The following is a 15,213-nucleotide window of genomic DNA, read 5'->3' on the forward strand; positions in this document are numbered from 1 at the left end:
GGAAAACCGGCTAAGGATTGAGCCATGATCCATCTGTTCGTCTTCGGCATGGGATATAGCGCACGCCGCATCGCCGATCGCGTCGCCGCGCAGGGCGGATCCGTCGGCGGCACGACGCGGAGCGGCGGAGCCGGGCTGCTCCGCTTCGACGACGATGCCGCGGTTTTCGGCGAACTCGCGCGGGCGACTCACATTCTCTCCTCGGTTCCCCCCGACGGCAACACCGATCCCGTGCTGGCGCGCTACGGCGATGCAATCGCGCGGAGCGGCGCGTGGCTGGGCTATCTGTCGTCCACCGGCGTCTATGGCGATGCGGGCGGCGCGTGGGTGGACGAGACGGCACCGCTTGGCGGCCGGCGTCCGGCGCGAACCGCGGCGGATGCGGCATGGTGCGCAATCGACGCACACGTGTTCCGCCTGCCCGGCATCTATGGCCCCGGCCGGTCCGCGCTGGAGCGCGTCGCGGCGGGCACCGCGCACCGCGTCGGCCTGCCCGAACAGGTCTTCAGCCGCATCCATGTCGACGATCTGGCAAGCGGCGTGGTGGCGGGGTTCGCGGCGCCCCCCGGCGCCTATAATCTGGCGGACGACCGGCCGTCTTCGCAGGACGACGTCATGGTCTTCGCCGCGCGCCTGCTGGGATTGCCGCCGCCGCCGGTGGTGGCGCTGGAGACGCTGTCGCCGATGGCGCGCGGCTTCTACCGCGAGAATCGGCGGGTGGCGGCGGGCAAGGCGAAGCGCGTGCTCGGCTGGGCGCCGCGTTATCCCGATTACCGTGCCGGCCTGCGCGCCCTGAGCGCGATCACGAGCCCGATCGCCGCGAGCACCGCGCCACCCACCGCGAGCGGCGACCAGCGATAGCCCTCGAAGAGGGTGGAGAGCAGCATCGCGATCACGGGCACGATCACGCCCGAATAGGCCGCCTTGGCCGGCCCGATCGCGCGCAGCACCTGGAAATAGAGCGTGAAGGCGACCGCCGATCCGAACAGCCCGAGATAGAGGATGCCGGCGAAATAGCCGAGACGCAGCTCGATCACCGGCGGCCCGGTCAGCGCATAGGCGACGCCGGCATCGAGCGCCGCACCGATCAGCATCGCCACCGCCAGCATCGCCGCCATGGGGTAACGCTTTGCGGTCTGGGTCGCCTGCATCACATTGGCGGTGGAGGCCGCGGCAATCCCGCACAGGGTGAGGCCGATGCCGGTGAGCGCCGCGCCGGGCCCGGCGGTCGCGGATCGGGCCTCATGGACGAACAGCAGCGCCACGCCGCCCATCGCCACCGCGGAGCCGACGATCAGCTGCCGCCCCATGCGCTGCCCGAGAAACACGCGCGCCAGCACCGCATTGGGCACCAGCAGCAGCGCATAGACGAGCGCCACCAGGCCCGAGGTGATGAACGCCTCCGCGCGGTAGACGAAGTTGAAGTTGAGGCAGAACTGGCTGACGCCCAGGAGCACTGCGAAGCCCCATCCGCGCGCATCGAAGCCGAGCCGCTCGCGCCGCGCCAGCGCAACCGCCGCCATCGCGAGACCGCCGACGAGGAAGCGATAGCTGACCGACCAGCTCGGCGGCACCACCGCGATCTGGTCGCGGATCACGAGCCAGGTCGATCCCCAGATCAGCGTGACGATGCCGAACGGGATCAGGATCGCCGCCTGCGCGGAACGGGGCGGCGGCGAACCGCTCACAGCGCGCCGATCGCCTCGGCCAGCGCCGCCACCGCGTCCACCGGGCTGTCCCAGGCGGTGACGAGCCGGATCTCGCCCGGCGCCCAATCGTAGAAATCGAAGCCTTTCGCCCGCAACGCCGCGGCCTCGGCGGGGGTGGCGCGCAGGAACAGCTCGTTTGCCTGCACCGGATGGACGAGCCGGCCGCCCGCCTGCGCTCCCAGCGTAGCCGCGCGCGCATTGGCGGCACGGCCATTCTCGATCCACAGATCGTCGTCGAGCATCGCGAGGATCTGCGCCGCCAGATAGCGGCCCTTGGACAGCAGCAGCCCCGCCCGCTTGCGCCGCCGCAGCGTTGCATCGGCGAGGTCGGTGCGGAAGAACACCAGCGCCTCCGCGCTCATCGCGCCGTTCTTGACGAAGCCGAAGCTCAGCACATCGACGCCCGCGCGCCACGTCACCTCGGCGGGCGTGCAGCCGGCGCTGGCGACGGCGTTGGCGAATCGCGCGCCGTCCATGTGCAGCCCCAGCCCGCGCGACTTGGCCAGCGCGCCGATCGCGGCGACCTCGTCGGGATCGTAGACGAGGCCATATTCGGTGGCGTTGGTGATCGAGATCGCGTGCGGCTGGACGCGGTGCACGTCGTCGGCCACCGCATCGATCACTGCCGCGATCCCGTCGGGCGTCAGCTTCGCGCCATCGCCCTCGGCCAGCATCAGCTTGGCGCCGTGGGTATAGAATTCGGGCGCGCCGCCCTCGTCGTTCTGGATATGCGCGTCGCGGTGGCACACCACGCCGCCATAAGGCGGGCACAAAGCGGCAAGCGCGAGGCAATTGGCGGCCGTGCCGGTCGGCACCCACAGCACGCGCACCGCGGTCTCGAACGTCTCCGACAGGCGGCCGTCGAGCGCCTTGCTCCACTGATCGCCGTCATAGGCGGTGTCGAGCGTGTTCGCGGCGGCGATGGCGTCCATCACGTGCGGGTGAACGGCGGCGGCGTTGTCGGAAAAGAAGCGCATGGCCGGATGCGTAGAGAGGCGGAGGGGGCGCCGTCAACGCGCGTCGGTGGGCTTCACTCGCGGTCGGGCGGTCCGTCCTCCGGGCGGCGATCCTCGGGCGGGGGTCCTTCGCGGTCGCGGTCCCGTTCGCGCCCACGGCCCAGCGTGATGCTGCCGTCATTGCCCAGATGCAGATCGAGGCCGAGGCCCTGCACCGCACCGGCGATACTGCCCGCGGCATTGTCGACATCGGTCTGGATCGAATCGGGGTCGACCGCCTCGTCGTCCACGGTCGGCGGCGGCGCGGCGGGCGCGAGGTTCAGCGCCTGCGTCATGAAGTCGCGCCACACGCGGGCGGGCACGCCGCCGCCCGACAGCCCGGGATTGGCGCTGTTGTCGTCGTTGCCGACCCACACGCCGACGACGAGCCCCTGCGCGAAGCCCATGAACAGCGCGTCCTTGCTGTCCGACGTGGTGCCGGTCTTGCCGAACGCGTCGACCGCAATGTTCGCCTGCCGCCCGGTGCCGTTGCGGATCGAGGCGGCCAGCAGGTCGAGCATCTCGGTATGGATGGTGTCGGGCATCGTCGTCGCGCCGCCGGTGAGCGACTGATACCAGCTCTTCTGCCGCACATCCTCCAGCCCGCGCGGCTGCACCGGATAATGGCCCGCCTCGACCGCGGCATAGGCGGCGGTGAGCTCGAGCAGCGAGACGGTCGAGGTGCCGAGCCCGATCGTCGCCTCGTTGGCGATCGGCGTCGAGATGCCGAGATCGCGCGCTGCCTTGATGACGGCCTTCACGCCCACCTGCTGCGTCAGCCGCGCGGCGGCCACGTTGGACGAGCGAGCGAACGCCTGTCGCAGCGTGATCCGCCCCTGATACCGGCCATCGGCGTTGCGCGGCTTCCAGTCGCCGATCGTGACGGGTTCGTCGAGCACGGTCGAATCCGGCGTCATCCCCGCGCGCATCGCCGCCAGATAGACGAACAGCTTGAAGGTGGAGCCGGGCTGGCGCCGCGCCTGGGTGGCGCGGTTGAACGGGCTGGCGGCGTAATTCTTGCCGCCCACCATCGCCACCACCTCGCCATCGGGCTTCATCGCCACCAGCGCGATCTGCGCCTGGCGCAGCCCGGCGCGCTTCACCGCGCGCTCGGCGTCGCGTTGCAGCCGGGGATCGAGCGTGGTGCGCACCGTCGCCTCGGTCTTGATCTCCCCCGCCTGGTCGCGCGCTTCGGGCAGCACCCAGTCGGCGAAATACGTGCCGCTCGGCAGTTGCTGCGGCCCCTGCGCCAGCACGCGCTGCGGCTGCACGTCCGCGGCCTGCGCCGGGGTGAGGAAACCGGCGGCCACCATCGCCTGTACCACCACCATCTCGCGGTCGCGCGCGCCCTCCAGATTGCTCGTGGGGGCAAGGCGCGAAGGCGCCTTCACCAGCCCGGCGAGCATCGCCGCTTGGCCGATGTTGAGCGTGGCCGGCGTCCGCCCGAAATAATGTTTCGCCGCGGCCGACAGGCCATAGACGTTGTCGCCGAAATACACGTTCGACAGATAGCGCGACAGGATCTCGTTCTTCGACAGCCAAGCCTCGAGCCACAACGCGATCATCGCCTCGCGGATCTTGCGCCCCGCGGTGCGGTCCGAATCGAGGAACGCGTTCTTGGCGAGCTGCTGCGTGATCGTGCTGCCGCCCTCGCGCACGCTGCCGCCGCGCAGATTGTGCCAGCCCGCGCGCGCCACGCCGCGCGGGTCGATCCCCCAATGCGAATAGAAGCGGCGGTCCTCGATCGCCAGGAACGCCTGCGTCACATGCTTGGGTAGCGTTGCCGCATCGACCCGGGGCCCCAGGATCGCACCGCGCCGCGCGATCGGCGTATGGTCGTCGTTCGCCAGCAGCGTGATCGACGGCGGCGTCGGCGGCTGGAGCGATTTGGACAGCGGTGCGGTGATCGCCAGCCACAGGCAGGCGATCACCAGCAGCAGGATCAGCCCGCCCAGCCCGCGCATGAACCACCGCCACCGGCTCGTCCGCCGCGGCGCGGGGGTTCCGTCATCGGTCGGAAAGCGGGCGAGCTGATCGTCCCAGCCCTCGAACCGGTCGTCCAGATCGGGGGGCGGCATCCGCGTATATCCGTGATCGGCCATCGCGCTGTATTACCGATCTACGACAGTCGCCGCAACGCCGATGATGCGGCTCAGTGGATCAGGAACTGCGCGGCGAGCAGCGCCAGCCCGAGCGCACCGACCGTGGCGGCCAGGATCACGAACAGCGGCCGGGGCCCCGCTTCGAGCAGTTGCGCCAGCGGCGAGCGGATCGCGGTGGCGGTGACGGCGGTGGCGAGCAGCCCGGTCGCGGTCCGCTCCGCGCCGCTCGCGATCACCGGCGGGATCACGCCCAGCGAATTGATGCCGGCCAGCACGAAGAAGCCGATCACGAACCAGGGCAGCCCCGGTCCGCGCGCGCCGCCCTCGCCGCGCGGCAGGAACAGCGCCACCACTGCGAGCACGGGGGCGAGCAGCGCCACGCGCGTGAGCTTCACGATCGCCGCGATCTCGCCTGCGCCCTTGGAATAGGAATAGCCCGCGCCCAGCGCCTGCGCGACGTCGTGGATCGACGCGCCGAGCAGGAACCCGGCGCGCAGGTCGCTCATCCCCAGCGCGTGGCCGATCAGCGGATAGAGCACCATCGCGGTGGCGCTCATCGCCGAGATGCCGACGAGGACGAGCGTCAGCTGCGCCTGGCCCGCGCGCTTCTCGCCCAGCGTCGTCGCCAGCGCCATCGCCGCCGATGCGCCGCAGATCGCCACCGCGCCGCCCGCCAGCGTGCCGAAGGCGGGTCCGAGCCCCAGCCGCCGCGCGACGAGGATGCCGATTCCCATCGTCGCCGCTACGATCGCGACCACCGCGAGCAGCGCCACCGGGCCCAGCGCGGCGATCTGCCCGAAGGTGATCCGCACGCCTACCAGCACGATGCCCCAGCGCAGCAGCGTGCGCGAAGCGAGCGCGAGGCCCGGCGTCAGCCGCGCATCCGCCGACAGGAAGTTCAGCCCCAGCCCGATCAGCAGCGCCATCAGCGTCAGTGGCGCGCCGTAATGATCCGACAGGAACCCCGCGGCCAGCGTGCCGAGCGCGGCGATCGCGACGCCCGGCAGATAGCCACGCCAGGTGGCTTTGGGGCTGGGTTCGATGTCGCCGTAGAGGTCGGCGGCCATCGGCAGGGTGCGGGGTGTGGTCATGGCCCGCTGTACGGGGGCGGCGACGCTTGCGCCACACCCCTCCTATGCGGGCGTGGCGCCGATCACTCCTGCCGCAACGTCACGTCGTCGCTGGCGATCACATGTGCGATCGCCGGCAGGATGTTGTCGATCGCGAACCGGTGCAGCGCTTCGCTGCGCGAGGTGCACGCATCCTCGGCGATCACCACGTTGTAGCCGAGTTCCCAGGCGCTGCGGGCGGTCGACTCCACGCCGAAATTGGTCGCGACGCCCGCCAGCACGATCGTCGTCACCCCGCGCCGGCGCAGCTGGAGATCGAGATCGGTGCCGATGAACGCGCCCCAATGATGCTTCAGGACGACGATGTCGCCGGGCTCGCGCAAGCCTGCGGTCAGGTCGCTCCAGTCGGCGGGGAAGCCGCCGGCCGGCGCGGCCATCGGCTTGTCCGCCTCGGCGCTCGGCCGCTCGCCCTCGCCGAAGCGGACATGGACGAGCACCACGGGCGAACCCGCCGCCCGGAACCGCGCCGCGAGGTCCTTCGAGCGTTCGACCACCAGATTCGCGGGATAGGGCGCGAGGTCCATGGCGAGGATGCCGTTCTGCAGATCGATCAGGACGAGCGCGGTGGTGGCGGGGTCGAGCGTCTTCATGGGGCCTATCTCCGTGGGATCGGAGGCGCAAACGGGCGGCGGGCCGCGCGCGTTCCCGCCATCCCGTCATCCGCGACGCTTCGCCCGGCCGCCGCCGCCGCCTATTCGGCCAGACCGCGTTCCAAGAACCGCTCCGCCACGCTGCAATGCATCGCGATCCCGCGTGCCATCACCCCCTCGGCGATCGTCATCCGCGTGTTGTGCAGCGGCGGGTTGGTCGCGGGGTCGCTGCCCTCGGGCGCGGTGCCGATGAACGCCATCGCGCCGGGTATCTCGCGCAGCACATAGGAGAAATCCTCGCCGCCCATCATCGGCGCGGGCATCGTCGCATAGCCGCCCGCGCCGCCGATCGCGGTGGCGCAGGCGGTCATCAGCGCGGTCGCGCGCGCGTCGTTGGCGGTGACCGGATAGCCTTCCTCGATCCGCGCCTCGCCGGTCAGGCCGTGCGCGGCGGCGACATTCTCGACGATGCGGAGGAACGCCGCGCGCATCAACCGCCGCGTCGGTTCGGACAGGGTGCGCAACGTGCCGAGCATCGTCACCGTGTCGGGCACCACGTTGTGCGCGAAGCCGCCCTCGATTTTGGTGATCGACAGCACCGCCGGATCGGCCACCGGCACCTGCCGCGCGAGGAAGGTCTGGAGCGCGCCGACGATCTCGCACGCGACCGGGATCGGATCGAGGCATTCGTGCGGCATGGCGGCATGGCCGCCGCGCCCGCGGATCGTGGCATGCAGCGTGTCGGTCGACGCCAGCAGCGCGCCCGCGCGGCTGACGACCGCGCCCGCGGCGATGTTGGGCGAGATGTGCAGCGCGAACGCCGCCTCGGGCCGCGGCTCGGCCAGCAGGCCGTCGGCGATCATGTGGCGTGCGCCGTGATGGCCCTCCTCGCCCGGCTGGAACATGAAGACGATCGTGCCGGTCAGCTGCTCGCGCCGCGCGCACAGCGCCTTGGCCGCGCCCACCAGCATCGCGGTATGCGCGTCATGGCCGCACGCGTGCATCGCACCCGGCGTGCGCGAGGCGAAGGGCAGGCCCGTCTCTTCGGTGAGCGGCAGCGCGTCCATGTCGCCGCGCAGCAGCACCGTGCGGCCGTTGCTGCCCGACCCGGCTGCGTCGTCGCTGCCGCCGCCGCGCAGGATCGCGACGAAGCCCGTGGTGGACGGCCCCTCGCGGATCTCCAGCGGCAGCCCGGCGAGCGCGGCCTTCGCCTTTTCCGTGGTGCGCGGGCAGTGCAGCCCCACTTCGGGGTCGGCGTGGATCGCGCGGCGCAGTGCGATCGTGTCGGCCAGTTCGGCCTCTCCCGCGGCGATCCAGTCGGTGGCGAGACGTGCGTCCATGATTCCGGTTCCTTGGGTAAACCGTCAATGTGGACCCGCAGCCGCCCGATTGCCAGCGATGCGCGATTGGGCTTTAACCCCGCCCCATGAAGATACTGCTCGCCACCAGCCTGGCCGCACTGGCGTTCGCCGCCACGCCCGCGTCCGCCCGCCCGCTCACCATCGCCGACGTCACGATGCTGTCGCGCGTTTCCTCGCCCGCCGTGTCGAAGGACGGGCATTGGCTGGTGTGGCAACAGCGCGAAACCGATCTGGCCGCCGACAAGGGCCGCTACGATCTCTGGCGGCTCGACCTGACGCGCAAGGGCGCCAAGCCCGAGCCGCTCGCCGCCGAGGCCGACGTCAACGAGACGAGCCCGCAATTCTCCAACGACGGGACAACCGTCTATTTCCAGAGCGACAAGGGCGGCGACGATGCGGTCTGGGCGATTCCCGTCACCGGCGGCGGCGCGCGCAAGCTGACCGGCTTTCAGGGCGGGTTCGGCGGCTTCAAGGTCGCGCCGACCGGCGACCGGCTGCTGATCTGGGCGGACCGCAAGCCCGGCGCGCCGAGCCTTGCGCCCGCGGTGACGAAGAAGGACCCCCAAGCCGGTCAGGCGCGGACCTATGACCAGCTCTTCGTGCGCCACTGGGACACATGGGCGGACGGCACCCGGTCGCAGCTCTTCGTGCTGCCGCTCGGCCGCGACGGAGCGCCCGGCGACGGGGTCGCGATCGAACACGGGTTGATCGGCGACACGCCGTCGCGGCCCAATGGCGGCGGCGAGGAGGTGGCGTGGAGCGCGGACGGCCGCACCGTCTATTTCGCGCTGCGCGAGGCGGGGCGGATCGAGGCGCTCTCGACCAATCTCGACATCTTCGCCGCGCCCGCCGACGGATCCGCCGCGCCGGTGAACCTCACCGCGGCCAACCAGGCGACCGACACGCTGCCGACCGTCTCGCCCGACGGCCGCACGCTCGCCTATGTCGCGATGAAGCGGCCGGGGTTCGAGGCGGACCGGCAGGTGCTGATGCTGCGCGATCTGGCGAGCGGCCGGGTGCGCGCGCTGACCGAAGGCTGGGATCGCTCGATCGGATCGATCGCGTGGAGCCCCGATTCCCGGCGGATCTACGTCACCGCCGAGGACGTTCAGGACAATCCGCTCTGGTCGGTCGATCCCGCCAGCGGCGCCGTGACGCGGCTGACGGGGGCGGGCAATATCGCCGCTGCGGTGCCGACGCCGCGCGGGGTGCTGGTCGCGATCGACAGCCTCGTCGCGCCCGACGATTTCTACATGGTGGAGGGCAAGCGCGCGCCGCGGCGGCTGACCGCGGTGAACGCGACCAGGCTCGCCGGGATCGATCTGCCCAGCGTGACGCGCTTCAGCTTCAAGGGCGCGAAGGGCGACACCGTCTGGGGCTATGCGGTCCGGCCGCACGGCTCTCCGGCCAAGGTGCCGATCGCGTTCATGGTGCATGGCGGGCCGCAGGGGTCGAGCAACGACAGCTGGTCCTATCGCTGGAACCCCGCGGTGTTCGCGGGCGCCGGCTACGGACTGGTGGCGATCGATTTTCACGGGTCGACCGGTTACGGCCAGGCCTTCACCGATGCGATCAGCAACGATTGGGGCGGCGCGCCGCTCGAGGATCTGAAGGCCGGGCTGAAGGCGGCGACCGACCGGTTCGGCTGGCTCGATGCGGACGATGCCTGTGCGCTGGGCGCGTCCTATGGCGGCTATATGATGAACTGGATCGAGGGCAATTGGCCCGATCGGTTCAAGTGCATCGTCCAGCATGACGGCGTGTTCGACGCGCGCGCCATGGCCTATGAGACGGACGAACTGTGGTTCGACGAATGGGAGCATGGCGGGAAGGCCTATTATCAGGACCCGCAGGCGTTCGAACGCTACAACCCGGTGAACTATGTCGCGCAGTGGAAGACGCCGATGCTCGTCATCACCGGCGAGAAGGATTTCCGCATTCCCTACACGCAGGGGCTGGCGGCGTTCACCGCGCTCCAGCGGCGCGGCATTCCGTCGCGGCTGGTGGTGAACCCCAACGAGAATCACTGGGTGTTGAAGCCGCTGAACAGCCGCCAATGGTATGGCGAGGTGCTCGGCTGGATGGATCGCTGGACCGCGAAGAAGTAGCGCGGCGCGACTTTCTCTCGTTCCCTGGCCTTCGTCGGGGAACGGGGATCACCCCTGCATCAGATGGTGCAGCACGATTCCGCTCGTCGTCGCGACGTTGAGCGAGTCGAAACCCGGCGCCATCGGGATCCGCACCCCCGTCGCGCGCGCGACGATCGTGTCGGGCAGGCCCGGCCCCTCCGCCCCGAACAGCGCCGCCATGCGCGCGCCCGGTACGATCTCGGCGAGGGTGTGCGCGCCGGTGAGGCTCAGCGCCAGCACGGTGAAGCCATGCGCCTGGAGTTGCCCGACCATGTCCTCGCCGCGCGCCAGCCTGGCGAACGGCACGGTGAGTGCGGCGCCCACCGAAACGCGGATCGCCTTGCGGTAGAGCGGGTCGCAGCAATCCGCATCGAGCAGCACCGCATCCGCACCGAACGCGGCGGCGTTGCGGAAGATGCCGCCCATATTGTCGTGATTGGCGATTGCGGACAGCGCCACCACGCGGGCGCGTTCGGGCAGTCCGGCCAGCAGCGCGTCCGCATCCGGCGCCACGATCCGCCGTCCGATGGCAAGGATGCCGCGGTGGAGCGGAAAGCCCGCGATCGCATCGAGCACCGGCTGTTCGGCGGCATAGACCGGCACGGCGTCGGGCACGTCCGCGAGCAGGTCGCCAAGGCCCGCGATCCGGTGCGCGGCGATCAGCAGCGACTGGGCGGCGAAGCGCGGTGAGGCGAGCAGCATCGCCAGCACCACGCGGCCCTCCGCCACGAACAGCCCTTCGCGGCCGACCAGATCGCGCTCGCGAATGTCGCGGTACGCGGCGATCCGCGGGTCGGCGGGATCAGCGACCGGGTGGATCATAGGTCGCGCCGACATGGGCCTGCCCGCGCGCCTCGGCGAGCCGGGCCTGGCGGTGGCGCTCGGCATAGCCCGCGCGGGCCGCATCGTCGCGCGTGCCGTGGCAGGCCGGGCAGGCGACGCCGTCCTCGTAGAGCGGCGAGGCGCGATCCTCGGGCGATACCGGCATCCGGCAGCCGCGGCACAGGACGTGCGTGCCGGCGGCGAGCCCGTGGCCGACCGCGACTCGCTCGTCGAACACGAAACACTCGCCCGCCCAGCGGCTTTCGGCGGGCGGCACGGTTTCGAGATAGTTCAGGATGCCGCCATCAAGGTGGAACACGTCCGCCACGCCTTCGCGCTTCAGCAGCGCCGTCGCCTTTTCGCAGCGGATGCCGCCGGTGCAGAACATGGCGACCTTGCGCCCCGCCCATTCGTCGCGATGCGCGCGGAACCAGGCGGGAAAGTCGCGGAAGCTGTCGGTGCCCGGATCGACCGCGCCCGCGAAGCTGCCGATTTTCACCTCATAGGCGTTGCGGGTATCGATCAGCACGGTGTCGGGATCGGCGATCAGCGCGTTCCAGTCTGCGGGGGCGACATAGGTGCCGGCCTCGTCCAGCGGATCGACCGCCTCGCCCATCGTGACGATCTCGGCCTTCATCCGCACCTTCAGCCGGTGGAAGGGCATCGCTGCGGCATCGGCATATTTGGGCGTCAGCGCGGCGCAGCCGGGCAGGGTGCGCAGATGCGCGACCACCGCCGCGATCGCATCGGGCGCGCCGGCGATCGTTCCGTTCAGCCCCTCGCCCGCGAGCAGCAGCGTGCCGCGCACGCCGTGCGCGCGGCACAGCGCTTCGATCGGCGCACGGAGCGCCTCGGGATCGGGAAAGCGCGCGAACCGGTAGAGGGCGGCGACGCGGATCGGCTGGTCGGACATCCGCGCGCGCTTACCGCAAGCGGTGTCAGGGGTCGAGATCAGCGCCGGCCATGCCGCTTTTCCAGCGCGGTGCCCGCCAGATTCTGCGCGCGGCCGATATGGCGGATGCGGACGCGCGCGAAGCCCGCGGCCTCCGCGCGGAACGCGTCGCGCTCGGCGGCGAGCGCCGCGCTGCGGCACGGCGCGCCGTTCGCCTGCGCCACGACGCGCGCCGAATCGCCGACGAGCACGATATCGGTCGCACCCAAGTCGCGCGCCACGCGGAGCGCATGACGCGCGGCGCGCCACTCCGCCTGGTCGTTGCTGCCGATACCGATCCCGGTGGCGTGATGCACGATCCCCCGCGCCACGACCGCGGTTTCCATCGGGCCGGGATTGGGCCGGCAGCCGCCATCGAAGAAGAGCTTGAGCATGGGGCGTCGTAGCATTTCCCTCTAACATAACAGCTCCCCGGCCTTCGCCGGGGAACGATGGTGCGGATGAACCTCCTCGCGCCCCTCCCTGATCGTGCGCGAATCGGCTAGGGCGCGGCATGGAGTATGACGCGATCATCCTGGGGGCGGGGGCCGCCGGCCTCATGTGCGCCGCGGTCGCGGGCCAGCGGGGGCGGCGCGTGCTGCTGGTCGACCATGCCGATCGGCCGGGCAAGAAGATCCTGATCTCGGGCGGCGGCCGGTGCAACTTCACCAATCTGGGCACCGCGGCGGACCGCTATCTTTCCGCCAACCCGCATTTCGCCAAATCCGCGCTCGGCCGCTACACCGCGGCGGACTTCCTAACGCTCGTCGAAAGCCACGGCATCGCCTGGCATGAAAAGACGCTCGGGCAGCTCTTTTGCGACGGCTCCGCCAAACAGATCGTCGCCATGCTGGAGGACGAATGCGCCAAGGGCGGGGTGACGCTCGCGCTCGGCCACCCGGTCACGAACGTCGCGCACGCCGATGGCCGTTACCGCGTGACGATCGGCGATCGCAGCCATGACGCGTCCGCGCTGGTGATCGCGACCGGCGGCCCATCAATCCCGAAAATGGGCGCGACCGGCTTCGCCTATGATCTTGCACGCCAGTTCGGGCTGAAGCTGGTCGAGCCGCGCCCCGCGCTCGTGCCGCTGACGTTGGGGCAGGACGAGGCGCTGTTCCGCGAATTGTCGGGCGTGTCGGCCGACGTGGTCGCCGGATGCGGCAAAACGCGGTTCCGCGAGGCGGCGCTGTTCACGCATCGCGGGTTGTCGGGGCCCGCCATCCTCCAGATCTCGTCCTATTGGCGCCACGGCCAGCCGGTCGCGATCGACTTCCTGCCGGGGCGCGATCCCGACTGGCTCGTCGCCGCCAAGCGCGAGCAACCGCGCGCCACGTTGCGCAAGCTGCTCGGCGGCGCGCTGTCGGCGCGGCTGGCCGAGACGCTCGCCGATCGGATCGGGCTGGACGGCCCGCTGGCCGGCGCGACCGACCGCCGCCTGGCCGAGGCGGGGCGCGCGCTGGCGGCGTGGCGGTTCGCGCCGAACGGCACCGAAGGCTATGCCAAGGCGGAGGTGACGATCGGCGGGATTTCGACCGCGGAGCTGTCGTCGCAAACAATGGAAGCCAAACGCGTGCAAAACCTGTATGCGGTCGGCGAAGCGGTCGATGTCACGGGATGGCTCGGCGGCTACAACTTCCAATGGGCATGGGCGAGCGGATGGGCCGCGGGCCGGGCCCTTTGACTTGTGCACGCCTTGCCCGTGGTGGCGGCGCGCCCCATCTTGGACCCGATCATGCCTTTCTCGAAACTCCCCGCGCTCCTGTCGGACGCGCTCACCGCGCGTGGCTATGAAGCACCCACCCCCGTCCAGGCCGCCGTCCTCGAACCCGAGGCGCATGGCCGCGACCTGATCGTCTCGGCGCAGACCGGTTCGGGCAAGACCGTCGCCTTCGGTCTCGCCATGGCGGACCAGCTCATCGGCGATAACGGCCTGCCGCCGCCCGCCAAGCCGCTCGCGCTCGTCATCGCGCCGACGCGCGAACTGGCGCTCCAGGTCAGCCGCGAGCTGATGTGGCTCTATGGCAAGGCGGGTGCGCGCATCTCCACCTGCGTCGGCGGCATGGATGCCTCCAAGGAGCGCCGTTCGCTCGGCCACGGCGCGCATATCGTCGTCGGCACGCCTGGCCGCCTGCGCGATCACCTGGAGCGCGGCGCGCTCGACCTGTCGTCGCTGCGCGTCGCGGTGCTCGACGAAGCGGACGAGATGCTCGACATGGGCTTTCGCGAGGATCTGGAGCAGATTCTCGACGGCACGCCCGATCAGCGCCGCACGCTGCTGTTCTCGGCGACGATGCCGCGGCCGATCGTGGCGCTCGCCAAGCGGTACCAGCGCGACGCGCTGCGGATCTCGACGGTGGGCGAGGATCGCGGGCATGGCGACATCACCTATCAGGCGGTGACCGTCAGCCCGTCCGAGATCGAGCATGCGGTCATCAACCTGCTGCGCTTCCACGAGGCGGAAACGGCGATGCTGTTCTGCGCCACGCGCGACAATGTCCGCCACCTTCACGCCAGCCTGCTGGAGCGCGGGTTCGCCGCGGTCGCGCTGTCGGGCGAGCATTCGCAGTCCGAGCGCAACCAGGCGCTCCAGGCGCTGCGCGACCAGCGTGCGCGGGTGTGCGTCGCGACCGACGTGGCGGCACGCGGTATCGATCTGCCGACGCTCAGCCTCGTCGTCCATGTCGAGCTGCCGCGCGATGCCGAGGCGCTGCAACACCGTTCGGGCCGCACCGGTCGCGCGGGCAAGAAGGGCACCGCCGTGCTGATCGTGCCCTATCCCAAGCGCCGCCGCGTCGAGGGCATGTTGCGCGGCGCGCGGATCAACGCCGAGTGGATCGACGCGCCGACCGCCGACGACATCCGCGCGAAGGATCGTGACCGCCTGATCGAGACGCTGCTCGCGCCCGTCGAGATCGACGACGAGGATCGCGCGCTGGCCGAACGCCTGCTCGCCGAGCGCACGCCCGAAGAGATCGCCGCCGCTTTGGTGCAGGCGCATCGTGCCAAGCTGCCCGCCGCCGAAGAGCTGATGGAGGCGGGCGCCCCGCGCCAGAGCGATCGCAACGAGGGGCCGCGCGCCGGATTCGAGGACACCGTCTGGTTCCGGATGGACGTCGGCCGCCGGCACAATGCCGATCCGCGCTGGCTGCTGCCGCTGATCTGCCGCCGCGGGCACATCACCAAGAACGAGATCGGCGCGATCCGCATCGGCCCGAACGAAACCGCGTTCGAGATCCCGCGGATGGTGGCGGCCAAGTTCGCCGATGCGGTGAAGCGCACCGCCAAGAGCAATGCCGACGACGAGAGCGGCGTGCAGTTCCTCCCCGCCGATGGCGATCCCGGCCATGCCGCGAGCGGCCCGCGCCGCAACCCCCGCCAGTCGAACGCCGCCCCGGTGCGGCACAAGCCGCGCGCGTATCAGGGCAAGCCGGCGCGGTGAAC

Annotated in this window: 13 protein-coding genes; 4 read left to right on the forward strand and 9 right to left on the reverse strand. The window is 70.8% G+C overall.

Features of this window, described 5'->3' with window-relative positions:
* Nucleotides 1-24: 24 nt before the first annotated feature.
* A complete protein-coding gene (locus OXQ95_RS00995) occupies nt 25-861 on the forward strand; it encodes an NAD(P)-dependent oxidoreductase (protein ID WP_267378436.1) in 837 nt (278 codons plus the stop codon).
* Here the strand turns inward: OXQ95_RS00995 and OXQ95_RS01000 are convergent.
* The 6 genes from OXQ95_RS01000 to OXQ95_RS01025 all read right to left on the reverse strand — a co-directional run bounded on the left by OXQ95_RS01000 (nt 771) and on the right by OXQ95_RS01025 (nt 7,866).
* Nucleotides 771-1,688 (reverse strand): EamA family transporter, encoded by a 918-nt coding sequence (locus tag OXQ95_RS01000; protein ID WP_242096588.1) that lies wholly within the window; start codon nt 1,686-1,688, stop codon nt 771-773. The genes OXQ95_RS00995 and OXQ95_RS01000 overlap by 91 nt on opposite strands.
* Complete coding sequence (locus OXQ95_RS01005; RefSeq protein WP_267378444.1) at nt 1,685-2,686, reverse strand: beta-eliminating lyase-related protein; 1,002 nt, start codon at nt 2,684-2,686, stop codon at nt 1,685-1,687. The genes OXQ95_RS01000 and OXQ95_RS01005 overlap by 4 nt, the downstream gene beginning before the upstream one ends.
* A gap of 53 nt (nt 2,687-2,739) precedes the next feature.
* The gene (locus OXQ95_RS01010) at nt 2,740-4,806 is read right to left on the reverse strand and encodes a PBP1A family penicillin-binding protein (RefSeq protein WP_267378446.1); all 2,067 of its coding nucleotides are present in this window, start codon (nt 4,804-4,806) and stop codon (nt 2,740-2,742) included.
* A gap of 50 nt (nt 4,807-4,856) precedes the next feature.
* Nucleotides 4,857-5,897, reverse strand: coding sequence for a putative sulfate exporter family transporter (locus OXQ95_RS01015; RefSeq protein ID WP_242096582.1), 1,041 nt, complete (start codon nt 5,895-5,897; stop codon nt 4,857-4,859).
* Between the two features lie 62 nt (nt 5,898-5,959).
* On the reverse strand, nt 5,960-6,526 hold the full coding sequence (locus OXQ95_RS01020) for a hydrolase (RefSeq protein ID WP_242096581.1): 567 nt from the start codon (nt 6,524-6,526) through the stop codon (nt 5,960-5,962).
* 101 nt (nt 6,527-6,627) lie between these two features.
* The gene (locus OXQ95_RS01025) at nt 6,628-7,866 is read right to left on the reverse strand and encodes a M20 family metallopeptidase (protein WP_267378449.1); all 1,239 of its coding nucleotides are present in this window, start codon (nt 7,864-7,866) and stop codon (nt 6,628-6,630) included.
* Between the two features lie 86 nt (nt 7,867-7,952).
* Here OXQ95_RS01025 and OXQ95_RS01030 point away from each other — a divergent pair, with 86 nt between their 5' ends.
* Nucleotides 7,953-9,995 carry a S9 family peptidase gene (locus OXQ95_RS01030; RefSeq protein ID WP_267378452.1) on the forward strand — a complete coding sequence of 681 codons (2,043 nt, stop codon included), beginning with the start codon at nt 7,953-7,955 and terminating at the stop codon, nt 9,993-9,995.
* Between the two features lie 48 nt (nt 9,996-10,043).
* Here the strand turns inward: OXQ95_RS01030 and OXQ95_RS01035 are convergent, their stop codons facing one another.
* From OXQ95_RS01035 to OXQ95_RS01045, 3 genes are read right to left on the reverse strand one after another with little or no spacing between them, the layout of a single operon-like run.
* Nucleotides 10,044-10,838: an RNA methyltransferase gene (locus tag OXQ95_RS01035; RefSeq protein ID WP_267378455.1), complete on the reverse strand. Its 795-nt coding sequence runs from the start codon at nt 10,836-10,838 to the stop codon at nt 10,044-10,046.
* A complete protein-coding gene (locus tag OXQ95_RS01040) occupies nt 10,819-11,751 on the reverse strand; it encodes a rhodanese-related sulfurtransferase (RefSeq protein ID WP_267378458.1) in 933 nt (310 codons plus the stop codon). The genes OXQ95_RS01035 and OXQ95_RS01040 overlap by 20 nt, the downstream gene beginning before the upstream one ends.
* A gap of 38 nt (nt 11,752-11,789) precedes the next feature.
* Entirely contained in the window at nt 11,790-12,164 is a 375-nt protein-coding gene (locus OXQ95_RS01045) for a reverse transcriptase-like protein (RefSeq protein ID WP_267378460.1), read from the reverse strand.
* Nucleotides 12,165-12,283: 119 nt separating this feature from the next.
* On the opposite strand from OXQ95_RS01045, the gene OXQ95_RS01050 reads away from it, so the two are divergent.
* Together OXQ95_RS01050 and OXQ95_RS01055 are read left to right on the forward strand one after the other, a co-directional pair.
* Nucleotides 12,284-13,453, forward strand: a complete 1,170-nt coding sequence (locus OXQ95_RS01050) for an NAD(P)/FAD-dependent oxidoreductase (RefSeq protein ID WP_267378463.1) — start codon at nt 12,284-12,286, stop codon at nt 13,451-13,453.
* Between the two features lie 51 nt (nt 13,454-13,504).
* On the forward strand, nt 13,505-15,211 hold the full coding sequence (locus OXQ95_RS01055; RefSeq protein WP_267378466.1) for a DEAD/DEAH box helicase: 1,707 nt from the start codon (nt 13,505-13,507) through the stop codon (nt 15,209-15,211).
* Nucleotides 15,212-15,213 lie beyond the last annotated feature (2 nt).

It is taken from the genome of Sphingomonas sp. GC_Shp_6, from assembly GCF_026540835.1.
Classification (GTDB): domain Bacteria; phylum Pseudomonadota; class Alphaproteobacteria; order Sphingomonadales; family Sphingomonadaceae; genus Sphingomonas.

Coding starts and splice junctions, on each gene's coding strand:
- OXQ95_RS01010 (WP_267378446.1), bottom strand. CDS start 4,806: ATGGCCGATCACGGATATACGCGGATGCCGCCCCCCGATCTGGACGAC.
- OXQ95_RS01015 (WP_242096582.1), bottom strand. CDS start 5,897: ATGACCACACCCCGCACCCTGCCGATGGCCGCCGACCTCTACGGCGAC.
- OXQ95_RS01035 (WP_267378455.1), bottom strand. CDS start 10,838: ATGATCCACCCGGTCGCTGATCCCGCCGACCCGCGGATCGCCGCGTAC.
- OXQ95_RS01045 (WP_267378460.1), bottom strand. CDS start 12,164: ATGCTCAAGCTCTTCTTCGATGGCGGCTGCCGGCCCAATCCCGGCCCG.
- OXQ95_RS01040 (WP_267378458.1), bottom strand. CDS start 11,751: ATGTCCGACCAGCCGATCCGCGTCGCCGCCCTCTACCGGTTCGCGCGC.
- OXQ95_RS01055 (WP_267378466.1), top strand. CDS start 13,505: ATGCCTTTCTCGAAACTCCCCGCGCTCCTGTCGGACGCGCTCACCGCG.
- OXQ95_RS01025 (WP_267378449.1), bottom strand. CDS start 7,866: ATGGACGCACGTCTCGCCACCGACTGGATCGCCGCGGGAGAGGCCGAA.
- OXQ95_RS01050 (WP_267378463.1), top strand. CDS start 12,284: ATGGAGTATGACGCGATCATCCTGGGGGCGGGGGCCGCCGGCCTCATG.
- OXQ95_RS01020 (WP_242096581.1), bottom strand. CDS start 6,526: ATGAAGACGCTCGACCCCGCCACCACCGCGCTCGTCCTGATCGATCTG.
- OXQ95_RS01005 (WP_267378444.1), bottom strand. CDS start 2,686: ATGCGCTTCTTTTCCGACAACGCCGCCGCCGTTCACCCGCACGTGATG.
- OXQ95_RS00995 (WP_267378436.1), top strand. CDS start 25: ATGATCCATCTGTTCGTCTTCGGCATGGGATATAGCGCACGCCGCATC.
- OXQ95_RS01030 (WP_267378452.1), top strand. CDS start 7,953: ATGAAGATACTGCTCGCCACCAGCCTGGCCGCACTGGCGTTCGCCGCC.